Below are 26277 nucleotides of genomic sequence, written 5' to 3'. Positions count from 1 at the left end.
AGCCCAACTCAAGTTAATGAGTAGGGCTTTGTAAACAATAACTTAAGCCGTTTGGTTTAGTTCATGCCGTATTTCTTAAGCTTCTTGCGAAGCGTACCGCGGTTGATACCCATCATGGTTGCTGCGCGAGTCTGGTTACCGCGGGTGTACTGCATGATGGTGTCTAGTAGCGGCTGCTCAACTTCAGCAAGTACTAGCTCGTACAGATCATCGACTTCCTGACCGTTTAACTGAGCAAGGTAGTTTTTAAGCGACGCTTTGACAGAGTCACGTAGTGGCTTCTGTGTGATTTGGTCCTGTGAAGTTACAGTTGTCACTGTTAATGCTTCGGAAGTCAGATTTTGTTCGAACATATTCTGTAAGCTCTTCTAGTATTTATGCAACGTTTTCGAAGTAGCCTTGCAGCGCATCGAGTTGCTGTTGGGCATCTTCGATAGCGTTGAAGGTCCGGCGAAAATCACCAGCAGGTGCATGCTCTTTTAAGTACCAAGACACGTGTTTACGTGCAATGCGTAACCCTAGGTACTCCCCGTAGAAACGGTGAAGCTCCTGAACATGATCCTGCATAATGCCACCGACCTCATCCATGGACGGAGCCGGCAGGTGTTCGCCAGTTGTTAAGTAATGGTGGATTTCCTGGAAAATCCACGGCCGTCCCTGTGCAGGTCGGCCAATCATCAAAGCATCGGCACCGGTATAATCCAGTACGAAGCGTGCCTTTTCCGGAGAATCGATATCACCGTTAGCGATCACCGGAATCGAAACAGCCTTTTTCGCTGCTTTGATGTAGTCATATTCTGCCTCGCCTTTGTACATGCAGGCTTTGGTTCGGCCGTGAAGGGCCAGCGCCTGAATGCCACACTGCTCGGCAAGTTGTGCGATATTGACACAGTTACGGTTATCAAGATCCCAGCCTGTACGCGTTTTCAGCGTGACAGGTACATCGACAGCATCCACCACAGTACGAAGAATATCTTCGATTAGCTCGGGGTGCTGAAGCAGTGCCGAACCAGCAAGTCGCTTGTTGACCTTTTTGGCGGGACAACCCATATTGATGTCGATGATTTGCGCACCGTTCTCAACACTAAATTGTGCCGCTTCAGCCATCAGCGTCGGATCCGCGCCGGCTATTTGAACCGAGCGAACCCCCGATTCACCTTCGTGAACCATCCGGTTCTGGGATTTGGACGTTTTCCATAGGTCTGGATTTGAAGACATCATCTCGCTCACAGCCATACCTGCACCGTAACGCAGGCATAGTTCACGAAATGGCCGATCGGTCACACCCGCCATTGGCGCGACTATCAGCTGGTTTTTAAGTTGATAAGGACCGATCTTCAAACGTCTGTTCCTGACTGTGCCAGTAAGGGCGCGCATTTTACGCATTTTTTCCCTTTCTGAAAAGGCCAATAATTGAGCATTTAGTTTTTGATTTGCAAAAACGTATGTTTTTCAATCAATTGACCATTTATTGCACAATAAATTTGTCTTGAATTAATGATGGTTAGGCCTTGCGACCCGCAATGCGACACCATTCTTCACGGGCTGCAATTGGGTCTAGACTCAGTTCATCACTATAGTATGAAGCGACGTCTTCAGCCTGACTTTCCAGTACGCCGGAGATGGCAAGATCACCGCCAGTCTTCACCAGGCTCTTAATGACCGGAGACAGCTCTCGCAACGGACCGGCCAGGATGTTGGCAACGACGATGTCTGCCTGGATGCCTTCAGGCTGATCTTGCGGCAGGAACAGCTCCAGTTTGTCGGAAACGCCGTTACGTCCTGCATTGTCGCGAGAGGCGAGAATTGCCTGCGGGTCGATGTCGATACCAATTACTTTGGCGGCGCCAAGTTTGATAGCAGCAATCGCCAGGATGCCAGAGCCACAGCCGAAATCGACCACGGTCTTGCCGGTTAGATCTTGACCGTCCAGCCACTCCAGGCATAGAGAGGTTGTCGGATGGGTACCTGTGCCGAAGGCCAGGCCCGGATCAAGCAGTACATTTACGGCATCCGGCTCTGGGGCTTCACGCCAGCTAGGGCAGATCCACAAGCGGCGGCCGAAACGCATGGGGTGGAAGTTTTCCATCCACTCGCGTTCCCAGTCCTTGTCTTCCAGTTGCTCAACTTTATAGGCGAAGTCTTCGGCGATCAGCGGGCTGTTTTTCAGCATGCCGAGTACGAAATCCATGTCAGTTTCAGCGTCATACAAACCAATCACATCGGTATCGCCCCATAGGCGGGTTTCGCCTGGTAGCGGCTCGAAAACTGGCGTGTCTTGTGCGTCGAGGAAAGTAACAGACAGAGCGCCGGTTTCTTCCATCATCATATCGCCAATAGCTTCAGCATTTTCTGCTGTTGCGTTCAGTTTAATTTGAATCCAAGGCATGGGTTAGTTCGCTTTAATGTTTGGCTACGGTTCAAGGATGCGGAGTCTAGCATAAAATTTAGTCAGCCCGCATCAAAATCATGGGCCCGTAGGTGAGTGTTTTATGGGATCAATATGGCCAAAAGATAGCACCAAATAGTGCTATCTTGCGGTTAAATGGTACGTTTTATAACTGATGTTGCGGGCTCGGTGCCGTCACGGGCCTGGCGAGGCTACCCAGAATAAAGGTCACCAGGCTGAGGGCCAGTGTCGGAACGATGGCATGCATCCCGCCCAGGTCCGGTTTGGCTAGCGACAGGCTGATGTAGCATCCCAATCCGGAGAGCATAGAGGCAAATGCCCCGGTTGCAGAGGCTTTTTTCCAGTATAACCCGAGGACAAGCGGCCACAGGAACACGGCCTGCATACCGCCAAAGGCCAGCAGGTTGAGCCAGATGATCATGTCTGGCGGATTGGTTGCGGCAACAAATACCAGAGCAGAAAAAATGCCGGTTACCCATAGCGACAGCTTAGGCAGGCGGGATTCGGCCTCAGGTCCTTCGGCTGCCTTGGGGTTGATGTAGTTAAGGTACAGATCCTTGAGCAGCGTTGCCGAAGCCTGGATCAGCTGTGAATCGATGGTCGACATGATAGCGGCCATCGGACCGGCTAAAAAGACACCGGCGACGACAGGGGGCAGTACGGTCATCATCAGGGTCGGCATGATCTGATCCGGACTGGCAATATCCGGTACGATGGCACGGCCAAGCGCACCGGCCAGATGCATGCCCAGCATCAGGAAGGCAACCATTGCGGTGCTGATCACCATCCCCTTGTGCAGCGAGTTGCTATCTTTGTATGACATACAGCGCACAGCCGCGTGCGGCAGACCTATGACCCCGAAACAGACCAACACCCAGAAACTGAGCATGAAGGGCTGAGAGAGAAAATTGTCCGGGCCAAATGGTGTGACTAGTTCGGGGTTGATATGGTGCAGCTCGGTTACCAGCTCGCCGACACTGCCGCCGGCATGGACAATACCCACCAAGAGGGCAATGGTGCCGATGATCATCATGATGCCCTGCACGGTGTCAGTCATCACCACTGCGCGGAAGCCGCCAATGGTGGTATAGAGTCCGACTGTTACGGCAAACAGCATCAGGCCGTGGGAGTAGGACAGCCCGGTTACCGTTTGTAACAAGCGGGCACCGCCGACAAACTGCACCACCATGGTGCCAAAGAAAGCCAATAGCAGAGCCAGCGAAGCAAAGATCACCACACCGCGGTTTTTATAGCGGGCATACAGGATGTCATTGAGGGTCAGGGCATTATGGCGGCGGGCCTCGATAGCAAATTTCTTACCTAGGACCCCCAGCGTGAGCCAGGCGGCAGGTAGCTGGATCATCGCCAGCAGTACCCAGCCCAGTCCCATTTTATAGGCAGCACCCGGTCCGCCAATGAACGAACTGGCACTGGCGTAGGTGGCTGCCAGCGTCATCGCGAGCACGAAGCCTCCCATGCTGCGACCGCCGACTAGGTATTCATTGAGAAACCCTTTACCGGTCTGGTGATGACGGCGGGTAAAGAGGGCCAGGCCAAAAACGGCTGCCAAATACAGGACCAATGGAATAAGCAGCTGACTATTCATCCGGGGTATCCTCGTCGATATCCAACGACATGTCCTGGTAGATATACTTCACCATCAGGCCACACAAAAGGGTAAAAATCACCGGACCGATAATACAAGCGAGCAAGAACCAAAGCGGAAAGCCCCAATACAGCTCCGGTAGGCTGTCGTGGACGTTGTTTGGTGCGAATGCATACGCCGAGCAATACCACCAGACAAAATAGGCGAGAGCGAGGCCTATCGCCCATTTGGCTTCCTTGTGGGCCTGGCGATAGCGAGCAGAGAGTGTCTTCATGCCGAAGTCTCCAGTCAATCAGCAACACGACTCAGAAAAGAGGTTGATAATACTGAGAGTGAGCAATGTTCATACAAATAAAGGTGAGGTATTGTGGCAAAAGATAGGGAACAGTGCTAGAAATCACATCAAATTGAATCTTAAAACAATAAAAAAGGCTGCCAGAAGGCAGCCTCTTATCAAATCGCCATCAATTACTGCAGACCGAGTTTCTTCTCGAGATAGTGGATGTTGGCCCCACCATGCTGGAAGTTTTCATCTGCCATGATTTCTTGCTGCAGAGGAATGTTGGTCTTGATACCGTCGATGATTGCTTCGCCCAGCGCGTTGCGCATACGCGAGATCGCCACGTCACGGTTCTCGCCGAAGGCAATTAGCTTGCCGATCATTGAATCGTAGTGTGGTGGTACGGTGTAGCCGGTGTAGATATGAGATTCCCAACGGATACCCATGCCGCCTGGCGCGTGGAAACGCTCAATTTTTCCCGGGCAAGGCAGAAAGCGTTCTGGATCCTCGGCGTTGATACGACACTCAACAGCGTGACCGCGAACCTGGATGTCGCTCTGGCTGAATGACAGCGGCTGGCCTGCAGCAATACGCAGCTGCTCTTTGATTAGGTCAACACCGGTAACCATCTCGGTTACTGGGTGCTCAACCTGAATACGGGTGTTCATCTCGATGAAATAGAACTCGCCGTTTTCGTACAGGAACTCAAAGGTACCCGCACCGCGGTAGCCGATTTCGATACATGCACGCGTACAGCGTTCACCGATGTACTTACGCATTTCTTCGGTGATGCCCGGTGCCGGTGCTTCTTCCACAACTTTCTGGTGACGACGCTGCATTGAGCAGTCTCGTTCGCCAAGGTGGATAGCATTGCCCTGGCCGTCAGCCAGAACCTGGACTTCGATATGACGAGGGTTCTCGAGGAATTTCTCCATATAAACCATGTCATTGTTGAAGCAGGCTTTTGCCTCTGCACGAGTCATGGCAATCGCCTCAGCCAGATCGGCTTCGGTGCGTACCACTCGCATACCACGGCCGCCACCGCCGCCTGATGCCTTGATGATCACTGGGTAGCCGATGCGCTTGGCAAAAGACTTGTTCTTGACCGTGTCGTCATCAAGAGGGCCATCAGAGCCAGGTACGCAAGGAACACCCGCTTTTTTCATCGAGGTGATTGCCGATACTTTGTCACCCATTATGCGGATAGTTTCCGCTTTCGGGCCAACAAAGATAAAGCCGGAACGTTCAACCTGCTCGGCAAAATCTGCGTTTTCAGACAGAAAACCGTATCCCGGGTGGATAGCGACTGCACCGGTAATTTCAGCTGCGCTGATAATACGCGGAATATTCAGGTAGCTGTCGGTTCCTTTGGCCGGGCCGATACATATGGACTCGTCAGCAAGAAGAACGTGTTTGAGCTCGCGGTCAGCCGTAGAGTGAACCGCAACGGTTTTGATCCCTAGCTCTTTACACGCACGCAAAATACGTAGCGCGATTTCGCCTCGGTTGGCGATAACTAATTTATCTAACATAAGAGGCCCCGGTTACTCGATGATAACTAGCGGCTGATCAAACTCGATCGCATCACCATCTTCAGCCAGAATTGCAACAACAGTACCCGACTGATCTGCTTCGATTTGGTTCATCATCTTCATTGCTTCGACAATGCATAACGTGTCGCCGGCATTGACGGTTTGACCAACTTCAACAAATGTTTTTGCTTCAGGGCTAGGTGCACGATAGAAAGTGCCGACCATTGGAGAAAGAACCTGATGGCCTTTTGGCACAGCCGGTGAAGCCGGAGCTTCTGCCGCTGCTACTGGCGCAGGTGCTGCTACTGGCGCAGGCGCTGCTACTGGTGCTGCTGCGAAGACTTGAGGCTGTGCTGTTACAGGCGCGTTGCGACTGATGCGTACAGACTCTTCGCCTTCAGAGATCTCAAGCTCCGAGATACCAGACTCTTCAACCAGTTCAATTAGCTTCTTGATCTTACGAATATCCATGTGTCTTTCTCTTTATATGTTGTTCATTTAGCTTTCTGCAAGCAGGCGTCGAACCGCTGCGTGCAGGGCGAATTCATAACCATCCGGGCCGAGGCCACAAATCACGCCGACTGCCTTATCGGACAGGTAGGAGTGATGACGGAATGGTTCACGGGCGTGGACATTAGACAGGTGCACTTCAATAAACGGGATTTGGACTCCGAGCAGGGCATCGCGGATCGCCACGCTGGTATGCGTAAATGCGGCCGGATTGATGATGATAAAGTCCACCTTGCCATGGGCATTGTGGATAGCATCAATCAGTTCATGCTCTGCGTTAGATTGAATGTGGTCTAGTTCTACACCCAGTTCAGTTGCTTTGGCAGTTAAATTAGTAACGATCTGAGCCAGCGTCTGTTGGCCATAATGGCCGGGCTCTCTGAGACCTAATAAGTTCAGGTTAGGTCCATTGATAAGTAAAATTCGTTGAACGGTCGACATCTTGACGTTATATCACTTGTTTTTGAGGTTTTACTCTAACAACGCGCAGAAAACTGCAACCTTGCTTCCTATGTGTCCTAATTTTTGCTGCCAAAACATGCTTGGTGAGCAATTATAGTGAATTCAACGCAAATCGCAGCAAAATACTGGTCTAATCACCACAATTTATATGAACACTTGTACGCTGGATTCACGAGATTGTTGAATTAGACGATAGTTTATTCGTAGAGTTCAGCCCGAGACATCCAAGTTGTGGCGGAGCCCACGTTTTTGGTTGCGGACTTATTTCATTTATCACATTCCTGAATGTTGGTACGACGAATGTTTGCTTGGTTTCGGGTAGTGTTGCCTGCTTGATAATAGAAGATCGCGATATGGTAGGGAATTTTTATTATAGATAACAAAACCGCCCGCAGGCGGTTTGATATAAGAACAAGAGAAAGGGTCAGAGTACTTTCTGTTTCTCGGCAATAAGCTTGTCGACGACGCTTGGATCGGCCAGTGTCGAGGTATCACCCAGTGTACCGGTATCGCCGGTGGCTATCTTGCGCAGAATACGACGCATGATTTTACCGGAACGGGTCTTCGGCAGAGCATCTGTCCAGTGGAGGAAGTCAGGTGTTGCAATCGGGCCGATTTCTTTACGTACCCATTCCTTTACTTCTTTATGCAGCTCGGCACTCGGCACCTCACCGTTGTTGAGGGTGATGTAGGCGTAGATGGCCTGTCCTTTGATATCGTGCGGCACCCCGACAATGGCAGCCTCGGCAATCTTGTCGAATGCCACCAGGGCCGATTCGATTTCAGCGGTTCCCATTCGGTGCCCGGAGATATTCAGTACATCATCGACCCGCCCCGTGATCCAGTAGTAGCCGTCTTCGTCACGGCGGGCACCGTCACCCGTGAAGTACATGCCCTGGAAGGTGGAGAAGTAAGTTTGCTCGAAACGCTCATGGTCACCCCATAGTGTACGCATCTGACCCGGCCAAGAGTCAACTATCACCAGGTTGCCTTCGGTAGCTCCTTCAAGGATGTTACCCATGTTATCGACAATTGCAGGCTGTACCCCAAAGAAAGGACGGGTCGCCGAGCCGGGCTTCAGTTCCGTCGCTCCCGGTAGCGGGGTGATCAGGATCCCGCCGGTTTCGGTTTGCCACCAGGTATCGACAATCGGACAGCGGCTGTCACCGATAGTACGGTGATACCATTCCCATGCTTCCGGGTTTATCGGCTCACCCACCGATCCCATAATTCGTAGCGATGAACGGTGAGTTCCCTCAATGGCCTGGTTGCCCTTGGCCATCAAGGCACGGATGGCGGTCGGCGCTGTATAAAGGATATTGACGCTGTGTTTGTCGACAACTTCGCTCATTCGGCTGGTGGACGGGTAGTTCGGCACACCTTCAAATAGCAAGGTGGTTGCGCCAATGGCCAACGGACCGTATACCAGATAGCTGTGGCCGGTGATCCAGCCGACATCCGCAGTACACCAGTAGACATCGCCTTCCTGGTAGTCGAAGACATATTTGAAGGTCATGGTTGCGTAAACCAGATAGCCGCCGGTTGTATGCAGGACGCCTTTCGGCTTGCCGGTCGAGCCTGAGGTATACAGAATGAACAGCGGATCTTCGGCGTTCATTTCTTCCGGCTCGCAGTGCGCAGAGGCTACTGCGGTAGCATCGTGCCACCAGACATCACGTTGATCATCCCACTCGACTTCGCCGCCGGTACGCTTGAGTACCAGCACTTTTTCAACCGTAGTAACGTCGTCGTTGGCAAGGGCGTCATCCACATTTTTCTTCAGTGGAACGGCACGGCCACCACGGACGCCTTCATCGGCAGTCACAACCACCTTGGCATTGGAGTCAATAATGCGGCCTGCCAGTGCCTCCGGTGAGAAACCACCGAATACAATGGTATGAACCGCGCCGATACGGGTACAGGCCAGCATCGCAACAGCGGCTTCGGCAACCATCGGCATGTACAGACAGACAACATCACCTTTGCGTACTCCCTGGCTTTTCAGGGCGTTGGAAAACTTACAGACTTCCTCGTGCAGTTCATTGTAGGTCAGGGTCGCGTCATCGGAGGGATCGTCCCCTTCCCAGATAATAGCGGTTTGTTCACCGCGGGTAGCCAGGTGGCGATCGATGCAGTTGGCAGATACGTTCAGGGTACCGTCCTCAAACCATTTAACACTGACGTGACCGGTGTCAAAGGAGGTGTTCTTAACCTGGGAAAAAGGTTTTATCCAGTCAACAATTTGGCCGTGTTCGCGCCAGAAGCCGACAGGGTTGATCACTGACTGCTGGTACATTTCGCGATATTGCTCGTCATTGATATGGGCATTAGCAGCAATATCCTTGTGTACTGGATATATATGAACCTCACTCATTCTGTTCTCCTTGTGTTCCGTCAATGTCCATACCGGACCGGATAATCATTCAGTTTGGTATATAACTTGTGACAGATCGCAGCTAGCCACAATTAGACTTTAGGATGAGATAAGAGAAGTTATTGTGGCAAGGTATAAGTTACATTGGGTTTGCATTAAAAACCTTGTGCCGCGCAAGGTGCCGGATGGCATACCGCAATCAGGCCGAGCGCAGGGTAGGAATGTCGCCATGCTTGAGGCGAACATAAATCAAGGCGGCAGTGATGGCATCCTGGAGCGCATCATGGCGCTCGGTGACAGGTAGATCCAGATGGCGGCTAATTGCCTCCAGGCTGAGATCGTAATAGGCATTGGGGAGCAGACGCTCGAGCCTTTCATGGTAGAGATGGCTGACCTCGACCATTTTATTGGGCAGGGCAAAATCAAACAGGCGCAGGAAATAACGGTCGAGAATCGTCTTGTCGTAGCGTATGTGGTAACCCACCAAAGGCCGATTGCCGATAAACTCCAGCAAGACAGTTAGCGCCTGTCGTTCGTCGAGCCCTTCCTGTAGGTCTTGGTGGCGGATCCGATGGATAGCGATAGAATCAGCGTCGAGGCTGACCGGCGCACGCAGGGTCAGATGAATGGACTGGCTGGTTAATATCCGGTTGGCTTTTATCCGGGTGGCCGCAATGGTGACCAGTTCGGCGCTGTGAGGATCCAAGCTGGTGGTCTCGCAGTCCAGTGACACCAGCTCATCACCCTGATAACTGTCGAACAGCACCTGATAGGGACTGTTTTTGAGCCTGTTCTGATACCACCAGCGTCGTAGAATATTCATCCTCGCTCCTTAATCCCTGATCTGATAGTGATAACCCAGCCATTCTTTGAATTTCTTCACTACATGCAGGCTGTGGCGAAGCAGATCGCGCTCGGCCCGGCTGAGATAGCTGATATTGAGGTGTTGCTGCAATCCGTTGGTTTGGTGATCCAGCTGCTGCCGTAGCCGAAGCTTGATAAACAGCTTAAGCGCCTCGCTCAGGTTCGATGCGGTTGATGGCTCCAGTACCTTGTGTTGTTCGAGTCGAATAAGGCGCTGGAAGGTGTTGTTGTCTTCGATGTTGTGTTCCAGCGCCAGGGCACGGACGCCGTGGACGATCGGAAAGACGCCGCCTCGTTTGATATCGAGCCCTTCCTTGCTGGCTTTCAGCTTGCCAAACAGGGTCAGCGGTACGCTGAACTGTAATGCCGGACGGGTGAAGGTGGCCAGCAGTAATTCCTGCTCGGCCAACTGTTGGTGAAGGTGTGCCTGCAAGGGGACGAGCAGGGCACGGTTACCAGCGACAGCATGGCTGTCGGCCAGGATAGCCAGATCCATCATGGTTGCTTCGTTCCCGGCTCGTGTGTATTTGCTTATAGTATGTAACCACTCACTTTGGTGTTTGACCCATTTGGGGTTGTTGACCATCACCTTGCCAGGACATAACGGATAGCCGAGCTGATACAGGGTGTGGGTAAGCTGTTCCATCACCTGCTGGCAGTCCGGCCAGTCGATACCGTCCTGGATGATCAGCGCGTTGTCCTGATCGGTTTTCAATATCTGCTCGCCGCGTCCTTCCGAGCCCATCACCATAAAGCAGCATTGGTCGTGCATCTGTGGGGGCACCACCAGCTTAAAGGCTTTTTCAATGATTTGTTCATTGACCGTGGCGATGAGTTCCATCACAAACAGGGTATGGATCCCATTGTTAAATAACGTTTCCACCAAGCGGTGCTGACTGCCGGCCGCCATTGCCAGCTCTTCGATGGTCTCTGCCCGGGCAATCCGCAGAGTCAGTATGTGCGAGTGGGTCGAAAATAGGCTGAGTACCTGAGTGAGGTCCAGCATCCCGGCAACCTGGCTGCCATCGAGAACCTGCACCCGTTTAACTTTGTTACGGGTCATGGCCAACATGGCATTGAACAGAAAGTCACCTTTGTTGACGCTAATAACCGGCGTGGTTGCTATCTGACTGACCGGAGTCGTAGCCGGCAGTGCATCAAGCATTACGGCATGAAGCAGGTTGGTGCGGGTAACAATGCCGTACTGCGGCATGGTATTGAGCTCGACCAAGGCGGCATCTATCCCCTTGCTGCGCATTTGTTCTGTCACCGACTTGAGGTCGGTATCGTGCGGCACAATCAGGCAGGGCTGGATGTTGTCGTCACTGACCTTAGTCAGAATAAATTCGGCCAGGTTTTGCTGTTTCTGGGCTTCATCCAGCAACTGCTGACGGCGTGCCAGGTTACCGTCAAAGTAGGCGGCAAACTGGTCGCAGGACTGATAGAACTCAACAAAAATGTGTTGGGGCAATAGGTAGCATAAGGTGTCTTCCAGTGCGGTGTAGCGGTGACGGCTGTGGTGCTCGAGCTGTGAGCGGACATCAAACATATCGTCGGCAGTATAGTGGGCGAAGATTTCTTTGCTGTCAGCCGACGTTTCCTCAACGCTGCCTTTGATGATGATGTAGAGCTGGGTACATGTTTCCGCGGCATCAATGATGATGTCGCCGACCCGGTAATAGGCAACATCCAGCGCTTCCTTGAGCCTATGCTGCTGCTCATTGCTGAGACGGTCAAAGGGGGGCAGTGAAGTATCAAACTTATCAGACATGGCAACCATCCGGACTATTGAGTGCATTGCGCATTGGAAAGTGGGTTTGGCAACGATGCTGATAGTGTCGCCCAGGATGGGGATTGGTTCCAGACGACTTTAGTCTTGTATAAAAAGAGGAAGCGAAATTGTCTGATAATTTCATTGGGGGGGCAGAGACGAATTCGGCATAATAGGCGCTCTTTATTCGTAATTCTTTTCTTTGCATATAGGACTTGGCATGTTTCGTAGTAGCCCTTATGGATGGACCTCGCAGTACTTGCTTGGATTTTTCTTTAACTATGGTGTTTATCTTCCCTTTTGGGCGTTGTGGCTTGCCCACCTTGAGGTGAGCGCCTCGAATATTGGTTTGTTGCTGGGTCTGGGCTTTGGCGTGCGCTGTCTGGCGAATTTGGTGATCACCCCGCGTATCCACAAAGCCGAGCATTTGATCCCTGCGCTGCGCTGGCTTGCCTTGGCTGCATTGATCAGCTGTGTTGTCTATATCTATTGCGGCGGTAGTTTGTGGGCGCTCACTGTCGTAACTGTTATTTATAACATGCTGGTTGGTCCTATTGTTCCGTTGTCTGATGCGCTGGCGAATCACTATGCCAAAGATGGCCATTTAGACTATGGTCGTACCCGGCTGTGGGGCTCGATTGCCTTTATTGCCGGTTCCACCGTGGTTGGCCTACTGGCGGCTGAATATAGCCCTGATGTGATCCCGTGGGTGGCGGTATCGGGTTTGGCGGCGGCACTGGTGTTGTCGATGCGTCAGCCAACTATTTTGCCAAAGTCAGAAGTGAGCCATGATCAGGCCCGCCCGGCCCTGATGGAATTGATGCGCGATAGCCAGGTCGTCCGTTTTCTCGGTGCGGTAGCGCTGTTGCAGGGAAGCCATGCGGCTTACTACAGCTTCAGTGCGATCTACTGGAAAGAGGTGGGTTATAGCGAAGCGGTGATTGGATACCTATGGAGTTTTAGTGTCGTTGCGGAAGTTGCCGTGTTTGCGCTAAGCAAGCGACTGTTTGCTGGCTGGAGTATTACGGCAATGTTCCGTCTGGCCGCATTTGGTGTCTTGTTGCGCTGGGGATTAACCGCAACGATGACAGAGCTGCCGGTATTGGTGATGTCGCAAGCCCTTCACGGGATCACCTTTGCGGCCTGTCATCTGGCTACTATTCGTTATATTCAGCATGCTAAGAGTAACCAGATGGTCGCTCTGCAGGCTTTGTATAACGCGCTGCCGATGGGGGCCTTCATGGCAATGATGACGGCGCTGAGTGGTTGGCTGTACGGGATCTGGGGTGCCGACCTGTTCTGGCTGATGGCTGTGATGGGGCTTCCTGTGTTGCTGATGAAGATCGAATCACGGCCTAGACAGCGTGTCGTGACCAGCAGCTAGTAATAAAATTATAGATTTAGGCCGGAAAAGGACGTTTCGGCCAAAGCTGTGATCATCTTGATTGAGTCGGTGGGTATGAATTCGTTACCATGGGCTTACATCTTATTTACAATCAGGACGTATCATGGCACAGGGATGGATCGTGGTGCCGGTCTCGCTGGCTTATTTCGGACTGTTGTTTCTTATCGCTTGGTATGGTGATAAAAAACCGCAGTGGATGGCTGGCTGGCGACCGTGGATCTATAGCCTTTCAATTGCGGTCTACTGTACCTCATGGACCTTTTATGGCACGGTCGGGCAGGCCAGTCAGGATATCTGGTCATTTCTACCTATCTACCTTGCGCCTATTTTGGTTTTCACCATTGGCTGGCGCATTCTGGCGCGACTGATCTTAATCGCCAAGCGCGAACATATCACCTCCATAGCTGACTTCATTGCGGCCCGTTACGGAAAGTCTCAGGGCTTGGCCGTACTGGTTACGATTATTGCCGTGGTGGGGATCCTGCCGTATATCGCCTTGCAGCTGCGTGGTATTACCATGGGTCTGGAACAAATTGCCCCAGAGCTGGGCCAGAAAAGCGGGATCGATGATGCCGATATCGCCTGGATGGTTACCCTGGCCTTGGCGGTTTTTACGGTACTGTTCGGTGCCCGGCATATCGATACGACCGAACATCACCGTGGCATGATGATGGCCGTGGCGTTCGAGTCTATTGTCAAGCTGGTGGCTTTTTTGGTGGTCGGGATCTTTGCCGCTGGCTTGTTGTTTGAGCTGCCCGACTTACAGGCGGTGAAGCTGGAATATTTGCAGCCGCGAACGCCGAATGTCGGTAGCCTGCTGATCCATACAATGCTTACCATGGCAGCAATTATCTGCCTGCCACGCCAGTTCCATACTATCGTAGTGGAAAACAGCCGGGCTCAGGACCTGCATATGGCGCGCTGGGTTTTCCCGCTGTATTTGCTGTTGATGGGGGTTTTTGTTATCCCGCTAGCGTTGGCCGGTCAGGCTATGCTGCCGCATATTTCCGCCGATACCTATGTGATTAACCTGCCTTTGCTGCAGGGCGCCGAAAGTATTGCCTTGCTGGCATTTCTCGGCGGAACGTCTGCCGCGACAGGGATGGTGATTGTCTCGACGATTGCGCTGGCAATCATGGTGTCCAATGACTTGGTTCTGCCCCTGCTGCTACGGCGGCTGCGGGTGTCAGGCCGTAATTTCAGCGCCTTTTCCGGTATGTTGCTCAATATTCGACGCGGGCTGATCCTGTTGTTATTGATGGCTGCATGGGGGTTCCACCAGGTACTGGATGAGATCCAGTCGCTGTCAGGCATCGGTTTGCTGTCCTTTGCGGCGATAGCCCAGTTTGCTCCTGCCCTGCTGGGGGGGATCTATTGGCGGGAGGGCAATCGCAATGGTGTCTATGCCGGTTTGCTCGGTGGCTCGGCGGTGTGGGTGATCACTATGATGGGCCAGACCAGCATGCTGGCCGGCAATGCAGATACTAACCTGTTGCTGTGGCTGCTAACCCCTCCTCAATGGCCGATATTGCATGAGCTGTCCGCCGTTGATTGGGGCATGTTGCTGAGTTTGGTTGTTAATATTTCTTTGTATTTCTCAATATCGTTGCTCACCCGAACCTCTCTGACAGAACGCTTGCAGGCCGCAACGTTTGTGGGGGCACCGTTGCCTGAATCTGACAACGGTAGCCTGTACCAGACCCGAGTAACGGTTGCCGAGCTGGAAATGCTGGCCGGCCGATTTGTCGGTCGCAAGCGGGTGCGCAATGCGTTCCGCCAGTTTGCCGATCAGCATCAGGCCGACTTGCTGCCACAGCAACAGGCAACCGCGGCGCTAATCCGCCATACCGAACGGGTACTGGCCGGGGTTTTTGGCGCGTCTTCGGCGCGTTTGGTACTGACGTCTGCACTGCAGGGACGCAACATGCAGCTGGAAGAAGTGGCGACGATTGTTGATGAAGCCTCCGAGCTGTTTGATTTCAGCCGTGGCCTGTTGCAGGGGGCGATTGAGCATATTAGCCAAGGTATTACGGTGGTGGATAAGCAGCTACGGCTGGTGGCCTGGAATCAGCGCTATCTGGAGATGTTTACTTTTCCGCCGGGGCTGATCCAGGTAGGTCGGCCAATTGCCGATGTCATTCGCCACAACGCCAAGCTGGGGCTGTGTGGTCCGGGCGATCCTGAATTACATGTAGCCAAACGTGTTGAGCACCTCCAGCGCGGCACGGCTCATATCTCCTCGCGGATCCGGCCGGATGGTCAGGTCATCGAGGTACAGGGCAATCCGATGCCGGGCGGTGGGTTTGTCATGAGCTTTTCTGATATTACCGCGTTTCGCCAAGCAGAGCAGGCGCTAAAAGAGGCGAATGAGAACCTTGAAGAGCGGGTGAAACTACGTACCAAGGAGTTAGAGCAGCTTAACCAGCAGCTGGTTTCTGCCACCCAGCAGGCTGAGCAGCAGGCTCATTCAAAAGGACGTTTCTTGGCTGCAGTAAGCCATGATCTTATGCAGCCTTTAAATGCGGCCCGGTTGTTTTCGTCATCCCTGACGGAGGTGGCCAAAGAGGAGGAAACCACCAAGCTTGCCCACCATATTGAAAGTGCCCTCGGGGCGGCAGAAGATCTGATTGGCGACTTGCTGGATGTCTCCAGGCTGGAGGCGGGCAAGCTACAGGTGAATGTCCATCCGTTCCCAATCAGTGATGTGCTTAATACCCTGAGTGCCGAGTTTGGCGCCTTGGCACACCAGCAGGGGATCAGGTTCGAAGTGGTTAATAGCGATGCGGTGGTTGTTTCCGATCCCAAGTTGCTGCGCCGGGCGTTGCAGAATTTCCTGACGAATGCCTTTCGCTATAACCCTAATGGGAAAGTCGTGCTGGGTGTGCGCAGAAAGCAGGGGCAGCTAAAAATTGAAGTCTGGGATAATGGCCCGGGGATCCCGGAGGAAAAGCAGGCCCATATTTTTGATGAGTTTACCCGTATCGAGCGCAGCGGTGTCGATCATGGTCTCGGCCTTGGGCTTGCGATTGCGCGCGGGATCAGCCGGGTACTGGCCCACCAGCTATCACTGCGATCCTGGCCTGGACGAGGTACGGTCTTTGGGCTTGATGTCCAGCGGGGTATGCTGACCCATAGGGGAGAACAGGCCAAGCCGACAGAGGCAAAAGCCGCACCATTGGCTGATCTCAAGGTACTCTGTGTCGATAACGAACCGGACATTTTGCTGGCAATGGAAACCTTGTTGGTTCGCTGGGGGTGTGATGTCCGGTTGGCTGAAACCGTGGCAGGGGCCATGCAGCAGCTCGATGATGGCTGGCAGCCGGATTTCGTGCTGAGCGACTACCACCTTGCCAATGATCAGACCGGGCTGCAGGTGTTACAACAGTGTAGTTTGCGGTTGGGCAAGACTTTCCGCGGTGCGGTCATTAGTGCTGACCGCACCGCGGAAACCCAGCAGGTGATCCGTGGGCATGGCTTTAGCTTTATCAGCAAACCCGTGAAACCGTTGAAGCTACGGGCTCTGCTGAATCAGCATGTACGGGAAATGGGCTAAGCTAGCCCATATTCCCGACCACGGATACATTTTTGTCATCCGGTATTTCATTGAAAGACAAGACATGCAGGCCACGGGCGCATACCCGGGCGTAACGGGCGAGCAGCGGGCGCAGCTGCGGCAGTACCAGCAAGATCGGGCTGTGGCCGTGAAGACGCATATTGTCCAGCACTTCAGGCAGGCTGCGCTGTAGCTTTTCAATCACCGTTGGTTCCAGGGCAAAGCCGTCTAACTGGACATGCCCGCCCGACTGCGCCTGGCTTAGGGCTCCCAGCAGCATGTTTTCCAGCTCTCCGGAAAGGGTGACTGCCGGTACATCTGCCCGCATACCTATCAGGCTTCCCAGTACCACCCGGCGCAAGACACAACGAACATCGGCGGCAAGCAAAATCGGATCCTGTGAGAGCTCTGCCGACTCTACCAGCGAGTTGGCAATCGTGACGATATCGGCCAGCGACACGCCGTCGATTGTCAGTTGACGAAATACCCGCAGTAATTGCTGCGGATTCAGCTTCTGCTGCAAATCATCTGCCAGTTTATTATTCAGGCCTGCCAGTCGTTCAATGACCCCCGTGACTTCTTCTGAACTCAAAATATCGTCAATATGGTCATTGATAATTTTGCTGACGTGGGTCGAGATAATGGTGGCATGATCGACGACAGTGTAGCCGAGATTGACCGCTTTATCTTTTTCGGTTGGCAGAATCCAGAGTGCCTCCATTCCATAGGCGGGATCTTTGGTGATGATGCCGTCAACATTGCCGTATACCTGCCCCGGATTAATGGCCAGTAGGCGATCGGCCTCGAGATCGGCCTGAATAATCGTCGCTCCCCTGACGGCAATTTTGTACTGGCTGGCTTCAAGGGCGAGATCATCTTTGACATGGATTTGCGGGATCACAAATCCTCGTTGCTCGGTCAGGGTCTTGCGGATCCCTACCAATCGGCTGAGCAGCTCGGCCCCCTGGCGGCGGTCAATCAAGTTCACCAAACGGAAACCGACGTTCAGGCTCAGGGCATGGACTAAAGGAATATCACCGGTGGCCAGCTCTTTGTTTTCAGGCAGGTCATGTTGCTCGACAATTTCTTCGGCCCGGGCCAAATCTTCATCATTGACCTCCGAGCTATCAATGTGGCGCATTCGCCAGCCGGCAAGGCCGATGACCGCAGCAAAGCACAGGAAGGCCAGGTGCGGCATTCCCGGGATCAGGCCGAGTATCAGCATAATGCCGGAAACTACAAACATAATGACCGGCGAGGCCAGCATCTGTTTGCTGATTTGTTTTGATAAATCGTTACTATCGGCAACCCGGGTCACAATGATGGCTGCGGCAGTGGCCAGCAGCAAGGACGGGATCTGGGCGACCAGACCATCACCGATAGTCAGCAGGGCATAGGTTTCAAAGGCTTCAGAAAAAGACAGGCCGTATTGGAATACCCCGATACTGATCCCGCCGATGATGTTGATGAACAGGATCAGCATCCCCGCGATGGCATCACCGCGGACAAACTTCGATGCACCGTCCATCGAGCCGTAGAAATCGGCTTCCTGGGCAACGTCCTCACGGCGGCGCTTGGCCTGATTGTGATCGATAATACCGGCATTCAGGTCGGCATCGATGGCCATTTGTTTACCCGGCATGGCATCAAGGGTGAAACGGGCACTGACTTCGGAAATCCGTTCGCCACCCTTGGTGACAACGACGAAGTTTATGATCATCAAGATCACAAACACCACCATACCGACCACATAGTTGCCGCCGATCACCACATCACCAAATGCCTGAATCACCTTACCGGCCGATTCACCACCTTCGTGGCCATTGAGCAATACCACCCGGGTGGAGGCAACGTTCAGCATCAGGCGAAGCAGGGTCGCTACCAGCAGGATGCTCGGGAATACCGAGAAGTCGAGCGGTCGTTTGCTGTAGACACTAACCAGCATCACCAGCAGGGCCAGGACGATGTTAAAGGTAAATAGCATATCCAGCACAAACGGCGGGATAGGCAGGATCACCATCGACAGGATTGTCATCAGGAGCAGAGGGATCCCCAATTGTCCTTTAGCGAGTAGCTGTAGCAACGGGGTGAGTTTTTGTTTCATTTCAGCTCAGTTCCGGTTAGCGGCGCAATTCTTGAGGAATTGTGACTTGTGGGAATTCAGGTTTATTGGACTGACGCCCCTGCCTGTATTGCTCCATTTGGAAAACAAAGGTCAGTACATGGGCAACGGCGACATATAACGGGGCCGGTATTTCCTGCCATTCGTTCGTGGAGTAATACACTGCACGGGTGAGGGCCGGAATTTCGACAATCGGACGATCATGCTGGCGCGCGACCTGCTGCATTTGCAAGGCCATTTGGTCAACGCCTTTTGCCAGCACAAAGGGGGCTCCAGCCTTGTCCAAATCATATTTTAGGGCGATGGCATAGTGAGTCGGGTTGGTGATCACGACATCGGCCTGCGGTACCGCCTTCATCATTTGGCGTTGGGACATCTGGCGCTGCATCTGTCTGATCTTCGCTTTGACTTCAGGTTTACCTTCACTGTTCTTGTGTTCTTCCTTGACCTCTTGTTTGGTCATCTTGAGTTGTTTGGTGTATTCCCAGCCCGCATACGGCAACTCTAAGACAGCAATTAGCAGCAGTGCCAGGCCGAAACTGAACAATCCCTGCCACAGCAAATCGATGGTCTGCAAAATCGCCTCGGTGAGCGGCAGGCGCTGGAGCATGACAATCTTGGTCAGGTTGCTGCTCAGAAGCAGGTACAGGGTGGTGCTTATCAGCGTCACTTTGAGGATACTTTTGATCAGCTCGGCCAGAGATTTGGTCGAGAACATCCGCTTGACCCCCGATATCGGGTTGAGCTTGGAAAGCTTTGGTTGGGCGGCCTTGCCCGAGATATTCCAGCCCCCGCGAACAATGTTGGCGAGTATGGTGATCAGAACAAGAAGCCCAAGCATCGGCGCGACGGCAAGCAGCATTGATTTCAGGCTGATCCCGAGGTGCTTGAGCATGTATTCGGGCTCGAAGGCGGCACTCTTCGGTAATTTCATATTCAGGGTCGTGATCACCTGGAACATCTCTGCCAGCGCTCCCGAGAAGGCATTAAGCAGCAGTGCGGCACCCAGGGTCATCAGTGCCGTGACCAGCTCTTTCGAGCGGGGGAGGTTACCGTCTTCCCGGGCCTTGCGTAGCTTCTGTTCGCTGGGCTGTTCTGTTTTGTCCTGGCTGCTATTGTCACTCATTAGCGACTCGCCTCCAGGTTCGCCATCATCTGCAGAGTCTCACTGCAAAGACGGGTAAAGTTCTCCGGAATACCGGAAGTCGTAATGAGCAGGCACATCAGGCCGAGCAGCATGGTCATCGGAAAACCCAGCGCAAAGACATTGAGCTGCGGCGCGGCGCGGTTCATCATGCCGAACGCGCCGTTGACCAGAAGCATTGCACATACCGCAGGCAATGCGAGCAGGAAGGCGGCCGCGATCATCCAGCCCAGCCGCATGACTACGCTGTACAGGGCATCCTGGCTTGGCATTTGGCCAACCGGCCATACTTCAAAGCTTTGTACCACCACATCGAGAGCGACTAAATGACCGTCAAGGGCGAGAAACAGCAGTAAGATGTATAGCTGATAGTATTTGCCGAGGGTGGGAATACTGACGCCATTAATCGGGTCATTGCTCATTGCCATACCCAGCCCCATCTGCATGGATAAGATTTGTCCCATGGTGGTAAATACCGCAAACAGCAATTCAAGCATCAGCCCCATAATGCCGCCAATAATCATTTGCTGGGCACCGAGCAACAGGGCATCAAGCGAGAGGGGATCAACACTTGGCATCGGGGGCATCAGCGGTGCCGCCAGGATGCTGATCATCAATGCCAGCCCGATGCGGATTTGAGGGGGGATGTTAGACCCGCCAAATATCGGCATCATGAGCATTGCGGCACCGAGGCGAAAAAAAGGCCACCAGATCTGTCCGAGCCAGGCGGTGAGCTGGGCCGCTGAGATATCTAGCATGGCATTAGCCGATCAGGTGCGGGATGTTGAGGAATAAACGGTTGAACAAATCGCTGAAAGTACGCAGCAGCCATGGGCCGGCAAACCCCAGCATGGCAAATGTCATTAGCAAGCGAGGCAGAAAGCTCAGTGTCTGTTCGTTAATCTGAGTTGCCGCCTGAAAGATACTGACCAGCAGGCCGACCAGCAGGCTGGGGATGATCATGACACAAACCATACTAACGATGATCAGCAGTGCCTCTCCAAAAAAAGAAGCGATAAATTCAGTACCCATATCTATCCAAAGCTCGCACTGAGCGTACCAATGGTCATTGACCAGCCATCGACCATGACAAAAATCATGAGTTTAAATGGCAGCGAAATAATTAATGGCGACAGCATCATCATCCCCATTGCCATCAATACGCTGGCAACAACCATATCGATGATCAAAAACGGAATGAACAGCATGAAGCCGATCTGAAATGCGGTTTTCAGCTCGCTGAGAATGAAGGCGGGCATGACGATCAAAAAATCGAGGTCGTCCATATTCTGCGGTGCCGGCTCATTGGCAATGCGCAGAATTTGCTCGAGGTCAGTTTCGCGGGTTTGCTGAAGCATAAACTGGCGCAAGGGCTTTTCTGCGGTATGGAAGGCATCGAGCATGGTCAGTTCCCCGCTCTGGTAGGGGACAACGGCATTATCGTAGATCTCATAGATCACCGGACGCATGATAAACAGTGAAAGCGTCAGGGCGATACCGACCAGTACCCGGTTCGGGGGGCTTTGTTGCAAACCCATCGCCTGGCGCAAAATACCCAGTACGATGATGATTCGGGTAAAGCTGGTGACCATCAACAGCATGGCCGGTAAAAAGGCCAGTGCCGTCATTAGCAGGAATATTTGCAGCTTGACGCTGTATTCCTCCGAGCCATTAGGACCGTTGATAGTCAGTAGCGACAAGTCCTGCGCCAGTGCCGGATGACTGAACAGCAGGAGCGCCAGCAATAGCCCGAGCCAGCGCATTATTTGGTTAATCCTTTTAGCATGTCGTTGTCATCCACGACATTGACCAGACGCAGGCCGTACTTGTTGTTGACGATAACGACCTCGGCATGGCCGAGCAGGGTGCCGTTGACCTTCACGTCCATGGCTTCACCGCTCAGTTTATCAAGCTCGATAACGGTGCCGAGCGAGACATTCATTAAATCACCCACCATCAGCTCGGTGCTTGCGACTTCCAGGGTCAGGTTCACCGGGATATTGCGAATGAACGACATATCCTTGGCGGCCGCGGGTGTGCCGGGAATCGGGTCCTGACCCAGGCTACCCAAGTCCAGTTCATCAAGGTCAATATTCAGATCGTTGGTTTGTTCAGACATGGTCGTTCCTGTTACTGTTTAATAACATCTTGAATTTGAAGTACAAGACTTGCATTGTTTTCTGCAATCCGGGCGGTGAATAGGGATGTCTTGCCAGCCCTGACTGTCACTTCGTTCGGTAGCTCGATAGGAATGACATCACCTTGTTTCAAGTCCATCACATCGCCAAGAGGCAGGCGACGCTCGCAAAGAGTGGTCATCAGCCGCATAGGAGTCTGGCATAGTTTGGCTTGAATTCGCGCTTGCAGCTCGGGGTCGGTTTCTACATCGGTCGGCTTGCATTGCTGCTCCCGTAAGAAGTCCATACCGGCAAAGGGCAGGGCGATATCAAACCAGCCCTGGTGGCCGCAGACATCAATGGTAAAGCGACACACTTGATAGAGTTGGTTGTTTTGTATCGGGTTGCCCAGACGAAGCGTATTTTTCTCGGTCAGTTGGCTGTGCCAGCTGGTAATGCTGTGCCAGCCGTTGGCAAACTGGCCCAGGGCCAGGTTGAAAAAGCGTTCAACCAGGCGTAATTCAGTATCACTCATATCACTGTGGCGTCGAACATTATTGCCATTGCCGCCAAAAAACAGATCCACCATAAAAAACAGTAAATCGCCCTCGATAGAGACGGCACCATGTAAATCGTGCGGGCTAACCGTAAACTCGCGATACAGGCTGGGCTTCTGCAGCTGCTGCAAGTAGTCCTGCAGCTTTAGCGTATCTTGCTGCTCGAAGCGAAATTCAACAGGATGGCGTAGCAGATGATGGAAAGACTGGCGGGCAGATCGTTCAAATTGCTTGCAGACGTTATCGATGATGGCTTGCAAGGCTCCGATACGGTGTTCAGGACTTGCGAGATCAAAAGCACGGACTTCAACCTGGTCAAGTTCTGAAATTATTTTGCTCTTTTTCGTCATAACCTTAGGCAACCCATGGATTTACGTTAGACATAACAGTACGTCGAATATGCTTATTCAAATAATTAAGCGCTGCATTAATATAAAAACAATGTGTTTATCTATCTACCCTCATAAATAATAAACACTGTTTCTTTGTTTTTTTATTTAATTATAAATCAACATTTAACCTATAGTCGCAGTTTAATTAAACGTTGTTTGCTAAAATGCTGGAATCAGGGTCACAACAATTAATATTAAGTGTTATGTTTAATTATTGGTGAATGTTAACACTCGAGCAAAAGGTGCGCTTACTGTTCATTATTTGAGCGTTTAATGAAAGTGTTATTTTGCCCGTGGATTATTTTTTAATCTCATTTGTGTTGTTTTTCGCCAATAACCTATATTCTCTCGCATCCGTATTGACTATAATGTTAATTAGGACATCAATATCAATCGCGGGAGACTACCGTTTGAACAGTAGGTTTGTCAAACAAATATACTCTCAATTAGGCATGTCAAAAAATCATCATATATTTTACCAGACATTCATTATATTGACAGTTGACATACTATTCTGAATGATTTCTTATTCACTTAAAAAATATATATAATAACTTTATCTTAGACGTTTGAGTGATTATCAATCTGTGGCATTCAAATTCTGATATTCTACATTGGTGCTGTTGATTGTACCTTGTGGGTTTTACATTACCTCATACGTCACGTTTACTTTTTTGTAGCATTTCATTGCTGTATTGACATGTGGTGAAAGCAATTTTTTGCTTGATTGAGTGATCAATTAAGTCTTTAAAGTGATGACTTTTCTTTTAATTAGGGAGGAATGTCGCTTTTTGTATTGTCATATATTTACCGTGGTTATGTTATTTTTAGGCTCTTCGATGGTTAGAAAAAGCAGTATTATTCTATTGGTCCTATTGGCATCATTCTCGGTTCATAGCCAAGAAGCTGTAAAAGTATCAGCACTGGATAACAGTCAATGGGTGTTCTCTGGTAATAATACGTTGTGCTCGATTGCGCATGAAATAAAAGATTTTGGCATCGCAAAGATTATTGCAGAGGCCGGAGAAGAATTAAGAATTGAGCTTAAGTCTAGTGAACTAACCAACTTAACAGAACTGCGTTCTGTATACGAGATATCCCCAGTATGGAAGGTCGAGAATACCCAATATATTGATGACATTGGTGAGGTTAATTATTCTCAGTCTACTGGTGAGATTATTGTTAATGATGCAGATTCAGTCTTTGAAAGTTTAAAGCGTGGCGCATGGATAAAAGTTGTCATTAATAACGGCCGTCAATTTAATGACGAGATTGTTTTGTCCAATATTAACTTTTCTACACCAGCCGAAGACTTTACTGTTTGCCGAAATCAACTAATACCGGTCAATTACCAGCAAATAAGAAACAGTGAGTTTTATTTCCAGCCTGGTTCGTCTCAAGTGTCAAAAAATAGTCACCGAACGCTGAGAGGGATCACTGAATATGTCAAGGCGACCTCATCGATTGGCAGGATACTGATTGATGGTTACTCGGACAATCGCGGCCGTACTGGTGTGAAGCTCCGGATGTCTAGAGATCGTGCCGAGGAAGTCGCTTCATTGCTTATCGAATACGGTATTCCTCGTAAAATGATTCAGATACGTTCCCATGGCGATCGTTACCCTGTCGAGGATAATGGCCATGCGGCAGGACGACAAAAAAATCGTCGGGTAACCGTTCGTTTAATCAAGAAATCTGTGGTAGGAAGATCATGAAAAATAGCTGGCAAGTTTTGATGTTTCATCCTTACCACCCGGTACAGGAACAGGTACTCGTCGAGGGAGAAGCCGTCGGGTATCAATTGAGCCAGACTGACAGTATGGCCGACTGTCTGCATCTCTTGTCGTTGCAGCAGTGGGACTTGCTGCTGTTGCCGACATGCCTGGTGGACGGTACTGAGGCGGCCGACTTGATCAAGTTGGTTCGACCGCGATACCAAGGTGCTATCGTCGTGATCTCCGAATTGCAGCACGCTGCGCAGGTGACGCGAGCCCTGCAGCAGGGAGCGACAGACTATTTGCTGCTCCCGTTTGGGCACATGCATCTAGGGCAGCTTGTGCAACGCTTGGTACAGCCACAGCAGCAAAAACAGCCTATTGTGGCCGAATCACACCGGAGCAAACAGATGTTTCAGCTGGCACAACGGGTGGCACAGACTGATGCCTCGGTGCTGATCAACGGCGAAAGTGGTACCGGAAAAGAAGTACTGGCTCGTTTTATCCACGAATCATCACCCCGCTCGGTCGGTCCTTTTGTCGCCATTAATTGTGCCGCGATCCCGGAAACGATGATTGAATCCATTTTATTCGGTCATACCAAGGGGGCGTTTACCGGTGCGACATCGGCTCAGCCCGGTAAATTAGAAATTGCCAACAGCGGTACCTTGCTGCTTGATGAAATTGGCGAGTTGCCCTTGGCAATGCAAACCAAGTTATTACGGGTGCTGCAGGAGCGCGAAGTCGAGCGTCTCGGCAGCCACCAGAAAATAAAACTAGATATACGGGTATTGGCGGCGACCAACCGTGATCTTGAACAGGCCGTTGCTGACGGACGGTTCCGTGCCGATCTTTACTATCGGCTGAATGTTTTTCCTTTGCACTGCGCCACACTGAAAGAGCGCAAGGAAGATATCGTGCCATTGGCCAGCTATCTGATGATGCGCTACATGCCGAATACCCAAACGACGATTGAATTTACCGCTGAAGCTCAGGATGCATTGTGTCATTACGATTGGCCGGGCAATGTCCGTGAGCTTGAGAATGTAATCCAGCGGGCGCTGGTGATGAGTCGCGGTTGCCTGATCCGTGCTGAAGATCTGATGCTGCCTATTCAGTTAGATGGAAAGGAGTTAGAGGCTCAGGATCCTGCCGCCGTGCTGGAAACATGGGCCACCCCAATAAGTCCGCGCAAAACAGCGACAAGCCGATCGAAGCCAAACTTACAGAAAAGCCGTAAATTGGCAGAGTTTGACACCATTATCGAAACGCTGCGCCGCTTCAACGGCCACCGAAGCAAAACTGCCGAAGAGCTTGGTGTGTCGACCCGCGCCCTGCGGTACAAAATCCAGACGATGCGCGAACAGGGGCTGGATATCGACCAGATTCTAACCGGGCAAAATACTGATTTTTCTGTAGCCAACACAAACTATTCATAACCGCTATTTACACGAGAACCTGAC

At 51.7% G+C, this 26277-nt stretch carries 22 protein-coding genes; 4 read left to right on the top strand and 18 right to left on the bottom strand.

From position 1 onward, the window contains the following. Positions 1–56: 56 nt before the first annotated feature. The 11 genes from fis to EDI28_RS20085 all read right to left on the bottom strand — a co-directional run bounded on the left by fis (position 57) and on the right by EDI28_RS20085 (position 11809). The gene (gene fis, locus EDI28_RS20135) at positions 57–353 is read right to left on the bottom strand and encodes a DNA-binding transcriptional regulator Fis (RefSeq protein WP_005372656.1); all 297 of its coding nucleotides are present in this window, start codon (positions 351–353) and stop codon (positions 57–59) included. Positions 354–375: 22 nt separating this feature from the next. Then, positions 376–1341, bottom strand: a complete 966-nt coding sequence (dusB, locus tag EDI28_RS20130) for a tRNA dihydrouridine synthase DusB (RefSeq protein WP_164918597.1) — start codon at positions 1339–1341, stop codon at positions 376–378. Positions 1342–1504: 163 nt separating this feature from the next. Continuing rightward, entirely contained in the window at positions 1505–2389 is an 885-nt protein-coding gene (prmA, locus tag EDI28_RS20125) for a 50S ribosomal protein L11 methyltransferase (RefSeq protein ID WP_128785681.1), read from the bottom strand. 166 nt (positions 2390–2555) lie between these two features. Continuing rightward, positions 2556–4016, bottom strand: a complete 1461-nt coding sequence (gene panF, locus EDI28_RS20120; RefSeq protein ID WP_128785680.1) for a sodium/pantothenate symporter — start codon at positions 4014–4016, stop codon at positions 2556–2558. Beyond that, positions 4009–4290: a YhdT family protein gene (locus EDI28_RS20115; protein ID WP_128785679.1), complete on the bottom strand. Its 282-nt coding sequence runs from the start codon at positions 4288–4290 to the stop codon at positions 4009–4011. The genes panF and EDI28_RS20115 overlap by 8 nt, the downstream gene beginning before the upstream one ends. A 194-nt stretch (positions 4291–4484) precedes the next feature. After that, entirely contained in the window at positions 4485–5828 is a 1344-nt protein-coding gene (gene accC, locus EDI28_RS20110) for an acetyl-CoA carboxylase biotin carboxylase subunit (protein ID WP_128785678.1), read from the bottom strand. A gap of 12 nt (positions 5829–5840) precedes the next feature. After that, positions 5841–6299: an acetyl-CoA carboxylase biotin carboxyl carrier protein gene (accB, locus tag EDI28_RS20105; RefSeq protein ID WP_128785677.1), complete on the bottom strand. Its 459-nt coding sequence runs from the start codon at positions 6297–6299 to the stop codon at positions 5841–5843. 27 nt (positions 6300–6326) lie between these two features. Next, a complete protein-coding gene (gene aroQ, locus EDI28_RS20100; protein WP_128785676.1) occupies positions 6327–6779 on the bottom strand; it encodes a type II 3-dehydroquinate dehydratase in 453 nt (150 codons plus the stop codon). Positions 6780–7224: 445 nt separating this feature from the next. Next, complete coding sequence (gene acs / locus EDI28_RS20095; protein WP_128785675.1) at positions 7225–9174, bottom strand: acetate--CoA ligase; 1950 nt, start codon at positions 9172–9174, stop codon at positions 7225–7227. Positions 9175–9373: 199 nt separating this feature from the next. After that, positions 9374–9997 (bottom strand): 3'-5' exonuclease, encoded by a 624-nt coding sequence (locus EDI28_RS20090; RefSeq protein WP_128785674.1) that lies wholly within the window; start codon positions 9995–9997, stop codon positions 9374–9376. A 9-nt stretch (positions 9998–10006) separates the two neighbouring features. Then, positions 10007–11809 carry a DUF294 nucleotidyltransferase-like domain-containing protein gene (locus tag EDI28_RS20085; RefSeq protein ID WP_128785673.1) on the bottom strand — a complete coding sequence of 601 codons (1803 nt, stop codon included), beginning with the start codon at positions 11807–11809 and terminating at the stop codon, positions 10007–10009. A gap of 220 nt (positions 11810–12029) precedes the next feature. Here EDI28_RS20085 and EDI28_RS20080 point away from each other — a divergent pair, with 220 nt between their 5' ends. Continuing rightward, the gene (locus tag EDI28_RS20080; RefSeq protein ID WP_128785672.1) at positions 12030–13193 is read left to right on the top strand and encodes a 3-phenylpropionate MFS transporter; all 1164 of its coding nucleotides are present in this window, start codon (positions 12030–12032) and stop codon (positions 13191–13193) included. Between the two features lie 124 nt (positions 13194–13317). After that, the gene (locus EDI28_RS20075; RefSeq protein WP_128785671.1) at positions 13318–16767 is read left to right on the top strand and encodes a hybrid sensor histidine kinase/response regulator; all 3450 of its coding nucleotides are present in this window, start codon (positions 13318–13320) and stop codon (positions 16765–16767) included. Between the two features lies 1 nt (position 16768). Here EDI28_RS20075 and EDI28_RS20070 read toward each other — a convergent pair whose 3' ends face one another. The 7 genes from EDI28_RS20070 to EDI28_RS20040 are packed head-to-tail and all read right to left on the bottom strand — an operon-like array spanning position 16769 to position 23057. After that, positions 16769–18871, bottom strand: coding sequence for a flagellar biosynthesis protein FlhA (locus EDI28_RS20070; protein ID WP_128785670.1), 2103 nt, complete (start codon positions 18869–18871; stop codon positions 16769–16771). 16 nt (positions 18872–18887) lie between these two features. Continuing rightward, the gene (gene flhB, locus EDI28_RS20065; protein ID WP_128785669.1) at positions 18888–20015 is read right to left on the bottom strand and encodes a flagellar biosynthesis protein FlhB; all 1128 of its coding nucleotides are present in this window, start codon (positions 20013–20015) and stop codon (positions 18888–18890) included. Then, positions 20015–20791 (bottom strand): flagellar biosynthetic protein FliR, encoded by a 777-nt coding sequence (gene fliR / locus EDI28_RS20060; protein ID WP_128785668.1) that lies wholly within the window; start codon positions 20789–20791, stop codon positions 20015–20017. The genes flhB and fliR overlap by 1 nt, the downstream gene beginning before the upstream one ends. Before the next feature lie 4 nt (positions 20792–20795). Next, complete coding sequence (locus EDI28_RS20055; RefSeq protein WP_128785667.1) at positions 20796–21065, bottom strand: flagellar biosynthetic protein FliQ; 270 nt, start codon at positions 21063–21065, stop codon at positions 20796–20798. A gap of 2 nt (positions 21066–21067) precedes the next feature. Next, positions 21068–21796, bottom strand: coding sequence for a flagellar type III secretion system pore protein FliP (fliP, locus tag EDI28_RS20050; protein WP_128785666.1), 729 nt, complete (start codon positions 21794–21796; stop codon positions 21068–21070). Next, positions 21796–22152, bottom strand: a complete 357-nt coding sequence (fliN, locus tag EDI28_RS20045) for a flagellar motor switch protein FliN (protein WP_128785665.1) — start codon at positions 22150–22152, stop codon at positions 21796–21798. The genes fliP and fliN overlap by 1 nt, the downstream gene beginning before the upstream one ends. A gap of 11 nt (positions 22153–22163) precedes the next feature. Next, the gene (locus EDI28_RS20040) at positions 22164–23057 is read right to left on the bottom strand and encodes a flagellar motor switch protein FliM (RefSeq protein ID WP_128785664.1); all 894 of its coding nucleotides are present in this window, start codon (positions 23055–23057) and stop codon (positions 22164–22166) included. Positions 23058–23938: 881 nt separating this feature from the next. Here EDI28_RS20040 and EDI28_RS20035 point away from each other — a divergent pair. Next, positions 23939–24814, top strand: a complete 876-nt coding sequence (locus tag EDI28_RS20035; RefSeq protein ID WP_128785663.1) for an OmpA family protein — start codon at positions 23939–23941, stop codon at positions 24812–24814. After that, positions 24811–26253: a sigma-54 dependent transcriptional regulator gene (locus tag EDI28_RS20030; RefSeq protein ID WP_233353481.1), complete on the top strand. Its 1443-nt coding sequence runs from the start codon at positions 24811–24813 to the stop codon at positions 26251–26253. The genes EDI28_RS20035 and EDI28_RS20030 overlap by 4 nt, the downstream gene beginning before the upstream one ends. Positions 26254–26277 lie beyond the last annotated feature (24 nt).

The sequence above is a fragment of the Photobacterium chitinilyticum genome (assembly GCF_004104355.1).
GTDB lineage: Bacteria > Pseudomonadota > Gammaproteobacteria > Enterobacterales > Vibrionaceae > Photobacterium > Photobacterium chitinilyticum.
This window is presented reverse-complemented; position numbering and strand designations above follow the sequence as displayed.